Annotated in this window: 7 protein-coding genes; 3 read left to right on the plus strand and 4 right to left on the minus strand. The window is 33.9% G+C overall.

All coding sequences use genetic code 11. The annotated features are described in order from the left end of the window. The 4 genes from Q4517_RS00435 to Q4517_RS00450 are packed head-to-tail and all read right to left on the minus strand — an operon-like array spanning nucleotide 1 to nucleotide 4,500. Complete coding sequence (locus Q4517_RS00435; protein WP_303504985.1) at nucleotides 1-768, minus strand: DUF4292 domain-containing protein; 768 nt, start codon at nucleotides 766-768, stop codon at nucleotides 1-3. 20 nt (nucleotides 769-788) lie between these two features. After that, a complete protein-coding gene (locus Q4517_RS00440; protein ID WP_303504987.1) occupies nucleotides 789-1,787 on the minus strand; it encodes a lipopolysaccharide assembly protein LapB in 999 nt (332 codons plus the stop codon). Then, nucleotides 1,765-2,781: a sugar nucleotidyltransferase gene (locus tag Q4517_RS00445; protein ID WP_303504989.1), complete on the minus strand. Its 1,017-nt coding sequence runs from the start codon at nucleotides 2,779-2,781 to the stop codon at nucleotides 1,765-1,767. The genes Q4517_RS00440 and Q4517_RS00445 overlap by 23 nt, the downstream gene beginning before the upstream one ends. A gap of 57 nt (nucleotides 2,782-2,838) precedes the next feature. Continuing rightward, complete coding sequence (locus Q4517_RS00450; RefSeq protein WP_303504991.1) at nucleotides 2,839-4,500, minus strand: ABC transporter ATP-binding protein; 1,662 nt, start codon at nucleotides 4,498-4,500, stop codon at nucleotides 2,839-2,841. 323 nt (nucleotides 4,501-4,823) lie between these two features. Between Q4517_RS00450 and Q4517_RS00455 the strand changes: the two genes are divergently transcribed. From Q4517_RS00455 to Q4517_RS00465, 3 genes are all read left to right on the plus strand, one after another. Next, nucleotides 4,824-7,520: a GEVED domain-containing protein gene (locus Q4517_RS00455; protein ID WP_303504993.1), complete on the plus strand. Its 2,697-nt coding sequence runs from the start codon at nucleotides 4,824-4,826 to the stop codon at nucleotides 7,518-7,520. A gap of 70 nt (nucleotides 7,521-7,590) precedes the next feature. Further along, nucleotides 7,591-11,076: a M4 family metallopeptidase gene (locus Q4517_RS00460; protein ID WP_303504995.1), complete on the plus strand. Its 3,486-nt coding sequence runs from the start codon at nucleotides 7,591-7,593 to the stop codon at nucleotides 11,074-11,076. Between the two features lie 242 nt (nucleotides 11,077-11,318). Continuing rightward, entirely contained in the window at nucleotides 11,319-15,563 is a 4,245-nt protein-coding gene (locus Q4517_RS00465; protein ID WP_303504997.1) for a GEVED domain-containing protein, read from the plus strand. Nucleotides 15,564-15,566 lie beyond the last annotated feature (3 nt).

Below are 15,566 nucleotides of genomic sequence, written 5' to 3' on the forward strand. Positions count from 1 at the left end.
TTATAGTTTAATTTCTTTGTATCCGCTAGGGATATTAAAGTTTACATTAAGCTTAGTGTCATATTCTACTGAGCGAGTAGTTATATCAATAATAGTAAATTTATTTTTTTCTTTAGCTTTTATGTTAATCTTCTCAGGGAAGAAAGTAGTGTTCTTTTTATGATATTTTGGGTAACTAATAGCTAAACGTTGATCTTTTAACGAGTTTACTATTAATTGCTTGTTTAGTTTAAAATGTTGAGGGTTTACATAAAAAAACAAGTCGAATAAAGTAGGTTGTTTTTTTGGCGATAATTGATACGATTTTTCTTGAACTTGAACTTCTTGTCGTTCAGACTTTACATCCATTAAAGCTTCACCTAATAACATGCTTTGTAATTGTTGGAAATTAATATCAGTTCCTAATAATTTTTTTAGCATTAGAAAGTCACCATCGAAATAATTCTTTTCATACGGAGAATAAAATTGCACTTTTGTTGGGGTAATTTTAGCTTTAAAAATAGAGATGATTTTGGTTCCCTTTAACCAAATAACTTCATCTTTTTTAATTTTCATTCGTACCGAAAACCCTAAGCTTTCTTTGTTGTTCTTGTAATTAACTTTTAAACGAGCATCTACCGTTTTTTTGTCAAAACTTGTGGCAATATGTTTTTTAGCTACTTTTCGTGCCGACAACTCTTTAATGACGGCACTACCAGTGACGTTTTTGGTAGATTTACAAGAGGTTAAACCTAAAAATAATATAAGTAATAAAGTGGTATATTTCATAAAACTTGTACTAAGGAAACTTATTTTAAAATCTTTTCAGCTTTGTTTTTGTAAGAATTGGCTTTTTTAACATTGTTCAACCCTTGATAAGCTTTTGATATTTCTAAGTAAAATTTGGCTTCTATTTCATTATTATCAATAACAAAATCAATGCCGTTTTGTAAGGTTTCTAACGCTTTTTTATAATCTCTATTGTTATTAAGTGCCTTTCCATTCATTAAATATACAAAAGGTTGCGCAGGAAAAAGAGCTAAACCCTCTTCACTGTATTTTAATAAATCAAGATTATTATCATCAGCTAATTTATCCAATAAAGCTTTTAAACTTCCATAGGATTTTTCTTTTTCAAAAAGCGATTTAGCATCGAGGCTTTCTGTAACTTTTTTAGGCTGTACTTTGGTTATTTTTTGAAGATTTATTTTTCTTTCGATAGAGCGAAGTCTGGCATTTAATAATTTAGCTTTTTTTAATTCAGCCAACACTTTTTCAGCAGAGATTACATCTTTGTTTTGAAGATGTAAAAAAACAAGTAACTGTTTTTTCTTTGGGTATATTGCAGCTATCTTTTGTTGTGTAAGAATAGCATCATTAAAATCAGCTAATTTTCTTAAAATAAATACCTTGTGCTCAAGTAACCAAACATTATTAGGCTCTACTTTTAAGGCTAAATCAATATAGGTTAAAGCTTCAGGGTTTCTGCCTAATTTTTCATAGTTTTTAGAAAGTTCAAACAAAACAGCTTTATTGTTTGGAAATATTGTGTTACACTTTTCTAGGTTTTGTATAGCTTTTTGGTAATTAAAAATAGCTTTGTCTGAAAGTGCTTTAAAAAAATATTGTTGAAATTCAGTATTGTTTTTTTCAGCAATGTTAACCGCAGCAGGAATACTATCTTGAGCGTTTAGAAAGAAAGAAAAGAGAAGAAATATAAAGGACAATACCGTTTCAGAAAAAAAACTTTTTCCTTTTCTTTCTTTCTTCTCTTCTCTTGAAATTTTATGTAAGTTCTGTATAATCACCTATACTTACTGATGTATAATTAGCATTGTATTTTACATGATTACCAATCATAGCGTTATCTAAATTGGCATTTGAAATACGAACATTTGTTTGAATTAAAGAGTTTGTTATTGTTGAGTTTTCAACGATACTATTTTCACCAATTGAAACAAAAGGACCTATTTTAGTGTTTTTCAACACTACATTTTTTCCAACATAACAGGGCTGAATAATTTCAGCGTTCTCTAATACAACGCTTTCAGCTACTAAATTGTTGCCATCAGCTTGCTCAAAACCTAAAACTTGCTTGTTGGTATCTACTGTTGGATCTTTTTTGCCACAATCCATCCAAGTATTTACTTTTCCAGGAATAAATTTAGCCCCTTTTACTTTTAAAGCTTCCAAAACTTCAGTTAATTGATACTCACCAGAAGGTCTAATATCATTATCTATTAAATATTTTATTTCTTCCAATAATTTATCAGCATCTTTAAAATAGTAAATACCGATAATGGCTAAATCAGAGACAAATTCTTTTGGTTTTTCAACAAAATCAGTAATAAAGCCGTCTTTTAATTTTACTACACCAAAAGCACTTGGGTCTTCCACTTGCTTCACCCAAATAGCTCCATCAGCATTAGCATCTAAAGTAAAATCAGCTTTGAATAAAGTATCTGCAAAAGCCACTACACAAGAACCTCCTAATGATTCTTTAGCACAATAAATAGCGTGTGCAGTTCCTAATGCTTCTTCTTGCACGTATACAGAACCTTTTGCACCTAAATTTTCGGCTATTTTTATTAATCTATCTTTTGTATCTGCAGGAAACCCTTTAGCGGCAGGTCCAATTATAAAAGCAATTTCCTCTATAGGTTGATCTACAACAGAAGTAATATCTTCTACTAATCGTTGTACAATTGATTTACCAGCAATAACGGTTAATGGCTTAGGAGTAGTTAATGTATGAGGTCTTAAACGAGACCCAATTCCTGCCATTGGTACTATAATCTTCATATTCTTTCTTTTCGTTTTTAACGGTGCAATATACCATTAATAACGCAGTGAAAAAAGTTACAGCCCTTTTGGGATAGCTTCTATTAAAGTTTGAGTATATTTTGTCTTTGGATGTTGATAAATTTCGTCAGCATCAGCTATCTCCTCTACTCTACCTTTGTTCATCACAACCAACTTATCTGCCATGTATTTTACCACAGATAAATCATGAGAAATAAAAATATAAGTAAAGTTAAATTCTGCTTTTAATTGGTTTAATAAGTTCAATACTTGGGCTTGTACCGAAACATCAAGGGCCGAAACCGATTCGTCACAAATAATTAGTTTTGGTTGTAAAGCTATAGCACGAGCAATTCCTATACGTTGACGTTGTCCGCCGGAAAATTCATGTGGATAACGATTAAAATGAGTTGCTTCCAAGCCTACTTTTTTTAACAAGTTGCACACATATTCTTTTCGCTCTTTATTAGAACCTAAAATTTTATGAACTTTCATTGGTTCTAAAATAGTATTACCAATAGTAATTCTTGGGTTTAATGAAGAAAACGGATCTTGAAAGATGATTTGAATTTCTTTTCGAAGTTTTTTAAATTCAGATTTAGAAAGTTTAGTAATGTCTACTCCCTTGTATAAAATACTTCCCAAAGTAGCTTTTTCTAGTTGTAAAATAGTTCTACTCAAGGTCGTTTTTCCGCAACCACTCTCTCCTACTAGTCCTAAAGTTTCACCTTCATAAATTTTAAAAGACACATCATTCACCGCTTTTATCACAGTTGGTTTTGAAAACCATGAAGCATTACTGATAAAATCTTTATGTAAATTAACGATTTCTAACAGTGGAGGTTGGGTATATATTTTTTGATGAAAAGCAGTACGCTCTTCATCTGTATAAATTGTAGAATCAATAGTTTCATTGATAAAATCGTAAACAGTAGGTAAAGTTTTGAGTCGTTTCTTTGTATTAGGTTTTGAGTTGATTAAAGCTTTTGTATAATTTTCTTGTGGATGTAAAAAAACATGATTAGCACTTCCCTTCTCTACTATTTTTCCTTTATGCATTACCACAACAGAATCTGCAATTTCAGAAACTAATGCTAAATCGTGTGAAATAAAAATAATTCCCATTTCAAACTCTTGTTGTAATTCTTTTAATAAAGAAATAATCTCTTTTTGTACCGTCACATCTAGCGCTGTTGTAGGCTCATCAGCAATAAGTAATTGAGGTTGACAAGCAATAGCCATAGCAATCATTACCCGCTGCTTTTGTCCGCCACTTATTTGATGCGGATACGAATTATAAATAGCTTCAGGTCTTGGAAGTTTTACTTTTGAAAATAATGAGATTACTTCCTCTTTAATTTCATGATTAGATAATTGTGTATGCTGTTGTAGCATTTCAGCAACCTGGACACCACAAGTTAATGTAGGATTTAGAGAACTCATAGGTTCTTGAAAAATCATGGCAATTTTTTTACCACGTATTTTTTGAAAATCCTTCTCATTAAAATCTAATAAAGATTCATGGTTAAAAAGTAGTTCACCCTTTACAGTAGCAGTTTTAGGTAGTAATCCTAAAATAGCTAAGGAACTTATTGATTTTCCGCTACCACTTTCTCCTACAATTCCTAGTATTTTGTTTTTCTGAACATTAAAAGAAATTTGCTGAACAACAGGTGGAGAGTCTTTAAAGGATATTTCTAAGTTTTTAACTTCAAGCATTAATTATAAATTTTAATAAAAATACAATTAATATTTTCCATTTCTTTTCTCAAGAAGAAGGTTTTTGCCATAACTGTTTGATAGTAAGTAATAAAAAAATATTTTTTTTCTTTCCTAGAAAACCTAGTGTTTAGCTGGGATAAAAGAGTATTTTGTTTTATAAAACAAACATAAACAGTTAATTAACTGTCTAAAAAGTATCTTTTTTTGTCTTTTTTTATATATTTGTCAATGTTTTAACAAATAATTAAGAATTTGTATTAAGGATAACAGCCTTGGAAAGACTCTTAAATTTTATTAACTCAATTAAAAACCCTTCAAAAATGAAAAACAAAATTACCCTAGCACTTATGTGTTTATTTTTTGTTGGTGCTTTGTATGCCCAAGAAAAAAGAAACTGTCACTCAATGGAAAATCTTGAGTACAGACAATCCCTCAATCCTTCTTTAAAAAGTAAAATGCAAGAAATTGAGTCCTTTACTCAAAAAAGGCTTGCAGAAAAGAAAAATTATCAAGGAAAAATAGTTGGAGATATTATCCAAATTCCAGTAGTTGTACACGTTATTTATAGTAATTCACAAGAAAATATCAGTGTGGCACAAATTCAATCGCAACTTGATGTTTTGAATGAAGATTACCGTAGAACAAACTCTGATGCAACCAATAAATGGTCACAAGCAGCAGATACACAGATAGAGTTCTATTTAGCTCAAGTTGATCCAAATGGTAATCCAACAAATGGAATTACAAGAAAATCATCATCTAAAACTTCATGGGGAACTAATGACGCAATGAAAAAGTCATCTCAAGGAGGAGTAGACCCATGGGATACTTCTGAGTACCTTAACATGTGGGTATGTAATATTGGAGGTGGAATATTAGGATATGCCCAGTTCCCCGGAGGTAGTGCTGCTACTGATGGAGTAGTGATGGGACCTCAATATTTTGGAAGCTCAGATAAAGGTTCAGGTTTCTATTTATCATCTCCATTTGACAAAGGAAGAACAACAACACACGAAGTAGGTCACTTTTTAAACCTTAGACATATCTGGGGAGATGGTGGTTGTGGTGTTGACGATTTTGTTTCTGATACTCCAGAATCTGATGCTGCAAACTACGGATGTGCTTCAAGTCACTCTTCTTGTGGATCAGCAGATATGGTTGAAAACTATATGGATTACTCAGACGATACTTGTATGAACCTTTTCACCCTAGGACAAAAAAATAGAATGCGTGCTGTTTTAGAGTCAGGAGGTGTACGTAGAAGTTTAGCTTTATCTGATAAAACAGGAGGTTCTACTTCATGTACAGCAACGGTACCAACAGGAGTAACTGTATCTGGTGTTACTTCATCAGAAGCATCAGTTTCTTGGACAGTAGTTTCAGGAGCTACTTATGACGTAAGATACCGTCAAACCGGAACTTCATCTTGGACAACCAACGCAGTTTCAGGAACATCAACATCTTTAAGTGGATTATCAGCTTTAACTGAGTATGAAGTACAAGTACGTAGTAAATGTTCTGATGGATCTAATTCAGCATATAGTGCTTCTTCAACTTTTACTACTCCTGAAGTTACACTTTCTTATTGTTCTTCAAAAGGAAATAGTGTTTCTGATGAACATATCGGAAGAGTACAATTAGGAACTATTGATAATAGTACAGGAGGAGGAAATGGTTATTCAGACCATACAGCCGTTTCAACAAACTTAGCAAAAGGAACTGCTCATACAATTACCATTACACCAACTTGGACAGGAACAGTATACAATGAAGGATATGGTGTTTGGATTGACTATAATCAAGATGGAGATTTTTCTGATTCAGGAGAAACAGTTTGGACAAAATCGGCATCTAAAGATACGCCAGTTAGTACATCTTTTACAGTGCCAGCTACAGCTACAGATGGAGCAACAAGAATGCGTATAGTTTTAAAATATAATGCAACTCCAACGGCATGTGAAGCTTCTTTTTCATACGGAGAAGTAGAAGATTATACAGTAGTAATCGGAGCAGGAACAACAGACACAACAGCACCAACAGCGCCAACAAACTTAGCTGCATCTAGTGTAACACAGACTTCGTTAACGTTAAATTGGTCAGCATCTACTGATAATGTTGGAGTAACTAGTTACGATGTTTACCAAGGAACTACAAATATTGGATCTGTAACAGGAACTACAATGAATGTAACAGGGTTAACAGCAGCTACTACTTATACTTTCTCAGTAAGAGCAAAAGATGCTGCAGGAAATATTTCATCTTCTAGTAGCACAATAAATGTAACAACGTTGTCAAACTCAGTTTCATATTGTGACTCAAAAGGAAATAACTCTTCTTATGAGTGGATTGATAATGTAGAGTTAGGAGGAATGACCAATGCAACTGGAGATAATGGAGGATATGCAGATTTTACTTCTAAAACAGCAACTTTAGCAGTAGGAAGCTCAAACCAAATGACTGTTAGCGCAGGGTTTAGTAGCTCTTCATATACAGAACATTGGGCTGTTTGGATTGATTTTAACCAAAATGGAACATTTGAAAGCAGTGAAAAAGTAGTAACAGGGTCTTCATCAAGTGCAAATAACTTAACTTCTACTGTAGATGTACCTGCAGGAGCAACTTTAGGAACAACAAGAATGCGTGTTTCTATGAAATATAACGCTGCTCAAACAGCTTGTGAAACATTTACTTATGGAGAAGTAGAAGACTATACGGTAAATATTGTTTCTAGTACAAGACAAGAATCTTCAGCTAGTATAAATGGAGAAAGATTAGGTAATGAAAACAGCTTAGACTTAATGGCATACCCTAACCCAGCAGTAGACTTTATACAAGTAAAATTAGCCTCTAGAGCTGATAATATGACTTATAAAATTGTAAATACCATTGGTAGAGTAATGAAAGAAGGTCGCTTAAATTCTTCAAACATCGATGTTTCTAAACTAAATACAGGTATGTATATTTTACAAGTTAATGATGGTCAAAAACTACTAACGACTAAAGTATTTAAAAAATAAATTCTTACAAAAAAGCCTGAGTTATTTCTCAGGCTTTTTAATTAAAATAAATTAACTAAACCCTTCAAAAATGAAACAGAATTATGCAAGAACTGTGTTTTTATCTGCTTTTCTACTTACAGGAATTTATACTATAAATGCCCAAGAAAACAGAGAATTAAAACACGTTAAGTTCAACAAATCCTCAAAGGTGTCTTTACAAAAAGCACCAGATTTAATTAGACAAAAACTAAAGCTATTTAAAAATGATGGCTTGCAAAAAATTAAGTCAAATAGAGACGATCTAGGCTTTACACATGAAAAATTTCAACAAAAATTTAAAGGAATAAAAGTAGAATTTGCCACTTATACAGCTCACGCAAAAAATGGTGCTTTAATGAGTATGAATGGTGAGTTTTACGATGTTGGAAAGGTTAATATAAGCCCAAAGCTATCCAAAGCTCAAGCATTTCGAAAAGCTTTAACGCATACAGGAGCAGAGAAGTATTTATGGGAATATCCTGAGGCAGCCAATGAAATGGATAATTATAAAAAGCCTGATGGAGAGTTATTAATTCTTCCTAGAGAAGTTATAGGAAAAAAAGAAGCAAGACTAGCTTATAAGTTCGATATTTTTGCTACAAAACCGCTAAGCAGAGGGTATTTATACATAGATGCTCATACAGGAGAAGCATTATTTTACAATGCAATTATAAAACATGCAGATAAGTTTGGCCATGTAGGAGAGTTAACTACTCACGCAAAAAAAAGTAAAAAAGCGGCGAACGCTATTTCGGCTGCATTTGCAGCAGGAACTGCACAAACACGTTATAGTGGAACTAGAACCATTGAAACATCACTAAGTGGAGGAAACTATATTTTGAGTGATACTGGAAGAAAAATCCACACAAGAGATGCAAAAAATCAAGCTCCAGGTTCTACATATCCATATGTTACAAATTATGACCAGTTTACTGATAATGATAATAATTGGACTACAGCTGAACATAGTGCAAACAAAGATGATGCAGCATTAGATGCTCATTGGGGTGCAATACAAACATATGAGTATTTCTTGCAAAAACATAATAGAAATAGCTATGATGATAACGGTGCTCAAATTAGAAGTTATGTACATGTAGATACGAATTACGATAATGCCTTTTGGAATGGTTCTGTAATGTCTTATGGAGACGGTTCTTCTAACGGACAAGAAGGAAACGGTAGTTTTGATGCATTAACCTCTATTGATGTTGCAGCACATGAAATAGGACACGCAGTTTGTACTCATACAGCGAACTTAGCTTACCAAAGAGAATCAGGAGCTTTAAATGAAGCTTTTTCAGATATTTGGGGAGCTGCTGTTGAGCATTTTGCAAAAGGAAACGGAAATGATTCAAACCCAGACCTTTCAGTATGGTTAATAGGAGATGAAATAGATAGGCGTAGTGGTTCTGCTGCTTTACGCTCAATGAATGACCCAAAATCACAAGGTCAACCAGATACCTATGGAGGAACTAATTGGAAAAACCCAAATTGTGGAGTACCGACGAGATTTAATGACTACTGTGGAGTTCATACAAATTCAGGAGTTTTAAATAAATGGTTCTATTTGCTAACTGTAGGAGGGTCAGGAACAAATGATGCATCTGATACATACAACGTTACCGGAATTGGAATGACAAAAGCCGCAAAAATAGCGTATCGTACCGAAGCAAATTACTTATCAGCCAGTTCAACATATGCCGACGCTAGAACAGCGGCAATACAAGCTGCAACAGATTTATACGGAGCAAACTCTCAAGAAGTAATTTCTACAACAAATGCTTTTTATGCGGTTAATGTAGGAGAAGAGTTTGTACAAAATTGTGCTTTAGCAGCACCAACAAACTTAAATTCATCAAACATTGGTGATAACGGATTTACAGTAACTTGGACAGCAGTTTCAGGAGCAGCTTCTTATGATGTAACTATTGGAGGAAATACAACAAACGTAGCAGGAACATCATTTAACGCTACAGGATTATTAAGTGGAACAGAATATACGGTATCTGTAGCTGCGAAATGTACAGAAGGTGGAACAGGAACACCAGCAACAGTAAATGTAACAACAACAGGTACGCCACCGCTTAACTATTGTGATTCAAAAGGAAATAGCGTTGCTGATGAATATATTGAGAGAGTTCAATTAGGAAGTATCGATAACACTTCTGATGGAGGTGGAGGATATTCTGATTTCACTACAATTTCAACAGATTTATCTATTGGTGACTCTAATACAATAACCATTACCCCAAAATGGACAGGAACTGTTTATAGTGAAGGTTATGGAGTATGGATTGATTATAATCAAGATGGAGATTTTTCTGACTCTGGAGAAACGGTTTGGACCAAAGCAGCGTCTAAAGATACTCCAGTAAGCACATCATTTACAGTACCTGCTTCAGCAACCGAAGGAGCTACTAGAATGAGAGTTGTACTAAAATACAATGCTACACCAACGGCTTGTGAAGCATCTTTCCAATATGGAGAAGTTGAAGATTATACAGTTAATATTACAAATGCTACACCAGATACAGAAGCACCAACAGCACCTTCTTCAGTAACTGCATCTAATATTGAAGAAACAACAGCAACATTAAGTTGGACAGCATCAACAGATAATGTTGGAGTAACTAGTTACGAAGTATTTAATGGAATTACAAGTGCAGGCACAGTTAGTGGTACATCAATAAACTTAACAGGGTTAACTGCAAATACTACATATAACTATACAGTAAAAGCAAAAGATGCAGCAGGAAATGTTTCAGTAGCAAGTAATACAGCAACATTTACAACAAAAGATGTGTCAGTAGTAGAGTATTGTGCTTCACAAGGAAACAATTCTTCTTATGAGTGGATTGATAGAGTTTCTATGGGAGGAGTTGATAATACTACAGGAAATGATGGTGGTTATAAAGATTATACGAACCTTACAATGAATGTAACTCAAGGTGCTAATAGACTATATGTAAGTGCTGGATTTAGTAGCTCTTCTTATACCGAGTACTGGAAAGCTTGGATTGATTATGATAAAGATGGTGTTTTTGAAGACACTGAAGTAGTGTTAAGTGGTTCATCTTCAAGCGCAGGAGAGCTTTATGAAGATTTTACAATTCCATCAAATGTTTCAGGAACTACAAGACTTAGAGTTTCTATGAAGTATAATAGTGCTCAAACAGCATGTGAAACATTTACTTATGGTGAGGTAGAAGATTATACAGTTAATATTTCTTCTGGTTCTTCAGTGGCTGCAATAACAGGTTTTTCAGCGAATATCAGTGGAGAAGCAATAGGAAATGAAGAAAGCTTAGATTTATTAGCATACCCTAATCCAGCAGCAGACTTTATACAAGTAAAACTTGCTTCAAAAGTAGAAAAGATAAGTTATAAACTTATAAATACTGTTGGTAAAGTAGTAAAAGAAGGTTATTTAAAATCTTCTAATCTAGACGTTTCAAAGTTAAATACTGGAATGTACATTTTAGAGGTAAACGATGGACAAAAACTCCTTACAACTAAACTGTTTAAAAAATAAAACTTATAAAAATATAACAAACAAGAGTCTGAGTTTTTTACTCAGGCTTTTGCTTGTTATAAATTGTAAAATACTATGAGAATAAAATCTTTGACTTAGCTAGGGGCGGCTGAACCATTAAAAACTGATTTATAAAGGGTTAAATTAAGAGTCTTTTCAATTGAGTGTAAAAGGCAAAGAAAAGGTACAGTAACAAAAAGCGCTAGGAAATAAAACTTAATTATTTAATTAAATTAATTCAAATGAACAAAAAGTTTAAATTTCTAATTGGAGGGCTGTCTGTTGCGGCGGTTTCAATTATTGGTTCAGATTATCTTAAAAAGCAAAGTGTTGCTGATAAACTGGCCGAACAACGTAAAGTACACAGTACTTTTTTAAAGGAAAGCCCTTTAAATGAATCGTTAAAATGGGGGAAAAAAGAAAGAAAACATAGAGGGTTACCACCTAACAGGTATTTTGATCAAATGCAGTTACTCACCATGAATCCAGCTACAGGAAAAATGGAAGATGGGAGTTTAGCAGGATTGAGAGAAGATCTGTTGAAAAAAAGAGCACAACAAAAAAACCCTGGAGACAATGGAAACTCTTGGATAGAAAGAGGACCTAACAATGTAGGAGGACGTACAAGAGTTGTTTTATTTGATCCAAATGACGCTACAAATAATACCGTATATGCTGGTGGAGTAAGTGGAGGTTTATGGAAAAACACTAATATTAGTAATGCCAACTCACAATGGACAAGAGTACAAAATGTACCAGGAAACCTATCGGTAACTTCTATCACTGTAGATCCAAGAAACTCTAATAGATGGTATGTAGGTACAGGAGAACAATACACAGCAGGAGACGTAGTAGGAAATGGTGTTTATGTAACTACCGATGGAGGTACAACATGGAACGTAGTTAATATACCAGCAGCAGGTGATGCAATTATTAATTACAATGCAAGCAATGTTTTCTTATCAGGAATTCATTATGTAAATGATGTATTAGCGTGGGATAATGGGGCATCAACAGAATTATTTGTTGCAGTTGGAGCACATGTGTATGGAGACTCTTCTAGTCCTAGAAACTGGTTAGGGTTACAGTCTGCAGGATTGTACCGTTCTACAGATAATGGGGCTACATGGAATAGAATAGAATCTGCTAATATGAAGTATACCTTCGGCGGAAAAGATTACTATTATATAGCGAATGATTTAGAGGTAAGTGCTAACAATACTTTATGGATGGGAACTATTGCGTCTGCTTTAGGTGAAGGAGGAGGTAGAGTATTCAGTTCTACAAATGGAGGAACTTGGTCAGAAGCAACAGCATCTCCTTTAACTGAATCTAACAGAGTTGAAATTGAAACTTCTGCTACTGATGCAAATAAGATTTATGCATTAACACAAGGAACAACAAGTGCGGCACCTGTTCATATTTATAAAACAACAAACGCGTTTTCAACAGCGAGTGCAACATCATTACCAAATGATGCAGATACAAATATTTCAGCAAACGATTTTTGTCGTGGGCAAGCATTTTATGATTTAGTAATTGAAGCAGATCCTACAGATGATGATATAGTTTATGTTGGAGGGATAGATTTATTTAAAACTACTAACGGAGGTAATTCTTGGTCTCAATTATCACATTGGTATGGAGGTTTTGGTCATCAAAATGTTCATGCAGATCAGCACTCGATGGCTTTTGGAAATAATGACTCATCAAAAATATTATTCGGTAACGATGGAGGAATCTATTATTCAGGAAACTCTGGAAGTACAATTAGCGTAAGAAACAAAGGATACAATGTAACTCAGTTTGTAAAAGCAGGAATTGGTCCTGATGGAGCAGGTGATGTTGATGGAATTTTTAGTGCAGGAGCACAAGATAACGGTACACAAGCATTTAGAAATGCAGTTGCAGGAGTTAATAGCTCAACAGAACTAAGCGATGGTGACGGATTCTATACTTTTGTTGATAAAGATGGAGACTACATGATTGCTACGTATGTAAACAATGTAATATATAGGTTTAACTTACCATGGAATGGTTTGGGTAGACAGCAAGGAGGAGCGACAACATTATCAAGTGACCAAAATACGGGAGACTTTGTAAACCCTATGGGGTATGATAATGATGCTAATCGCTTATTATCTAATGCATCAACAGATTCTTCAAATTCAATTTTGAGTATTAATGTAGCATCAAATTCAAAAGGAAATATTACAAATGCATTATTAGATGCAAGCCCAACAGCTTTTCAAGCGTCTCCTTTTACAAATAATGCATGGTTTGTAGGATTAGCGAACGGAAAACTATTAAAGTTAACAAACGTTACTAATTCTAATGCTACATGGTCAAATATCAATACACCTTTTGTTGGTTCAGTATCTTCAGTAAGATTCGGAGCTACAGAAGATGATATTTTTGTAACGATACATAACTACGGAGTAACAAGTGTTTGGGCTACTTCAGATGGAGGAGCAAACTGGGTAAGCAAAGAAGGAAACCTACCAAATATTCCTGTAAGAGATATTTTACAAAATCCATTAGATAGAACAGAAGCTATTTTAGCAACACAATTAGGAGTTTGGTCAACATCTAACTTTAATGATGCAAACCCTAATTGGAATCAAGCTTATAACGGGATGAGTGATGTTAGTGTTACTTCATTTGATTACTGGAACGTAAGTGGAGACCATGTTACTAACAAAGTAATAGCATCTACCTATGGTAGAGGAGTGTTTACAGGTTCATTTACAAGTAATGCAGCTGCCGATACCGAAGTACCAACAGCTCCAACTAGTTTAGCTGCAAGTTCTATAACAGCAACAAGTTTAACGTTAAACTGGACAGCATCAACAGATAACGTAGGTGTTACAGGATATGATGTATATCAAGGGTCAACTAAAATAGGAAGTTCAACAACTACTTCATATAATGTAACAGGTTTAACAGCAAGTACAGCATATACTTTTACTGTGAAATCAAAAGATGCGGCAGGAAATGTTTCAGGAGATAGTAATACCGTAAACGCAACTACTACAGCAGCAACAATTACGTATTGTACTTCTAAAGGAGATAGTGTTTCTGATGAATATATTGGAAGAGTTCAATTAGGAAGTATCGATAATTCTTCAGGAGGAGGAAATGGATACTCTGACCATACTGCAGTTTCAACAAATTTAGAAAAAGGTGCATCAAATACCATTACGATTACTCCAAAATGGACTGGAAGTAGTTATGATGAAGGGTATGGTGTATGGATTGATTACAACCAAGATGGAGATTTTTCTGATGCAGGTGAAACGGTTTGGACAAAAGCTAAATCGAAAGACACTTCTGTAAGCACATCATTCACGGTGCCAGCTTCAGCAACTGAAGGAGCTACTAGAATGAGAATTGTAATGAAATACAATGCAACACCAACAGTTTGTGAAGCATCTTTCCAATATGGAGAAGTTGAAGATTACACAGTAAATATTACAGAAGCGGTAGCTGATACACAAGCACCAACAGCACCTAGTAGTTTAGCTACATCAAATGTTGCACAGACTACATTGACGTTATCTTGGACAGCATCAACAGACAATGTAGGTGTTACAGGATATGATGTATATCAAGGAGCAACTAAATTAACAACTGTTTCAACAACGTCTTACAATGTAACAGGTTTAACAGCTAATACAGCTTATACATTTTCAGTAAGAGCAAAAGATGCTGCCGGAAATATTTCTTCAGCAAGTAATACGGTAAATGTAACTACGTTAGATAATGTTGTTAGCTATTGTTCTTCAAAAGGAAATAGAGTTACTTACGAGTGGATAGATTATGTTTCTTTTGGTGGAATGACAAATACAACTTCTGCAAATGAAGGGTATGGTGATTTTACAAGTAAAATAGCAACGGTTACTCAAGGAACAACAAATCAAATTATTGTAAGTGCAGGATTTGGTGGTTCTTCATATACTGAGTATTTTACCGTTTGGATTGATTATAACCGTAATGGAACTTTTGAGGCTAGTGAACAAACTTCTTTAGGTTCTTCTAGTACAGCAGCAAACAGATCAGCTAATATTTCTATTCCATCAAGCGCGTTATTAGGACAAACAAGAATGCGTGTTTCTATGAAATATAACGGAGCATCAACAGCTTGCGAAACTTTTGCAGATGGAGAGGTAGAAGATTATACAGTGAATATTGTTAATTCATCATCTTCAGTAGCAGGAAATACAAGTAATGAGTTTGCTGAACCATTAGACAAGGAAGCAAAATCAAGCTTAATAGCATTCCCAAACCCAGCAATAAGTAATGTTACTGTAAAATTTGGAAGCAACGAAAATGTAAATTACAAAATAACAAATACAATTGGTAGAGTTGTATTAACAGGAAAAACAGTTAATGGTACTGTAAATGTTTCTAATTTAAAAACAGGAATTTATTTATTAGAAGCGAACGATGGTAAAAAATCAGAAACCATTAAATTAATGAAGAAATAAAAG

The organism is Tenacibaculum sp. 1_MG-2023 (genome assembly GCF_030547425.1).
Lineage (GTDB): Bacteria > Bacteroidota > Bacteroidia > Flavobacteriales > Flavobacteriaceae > Polaribacter.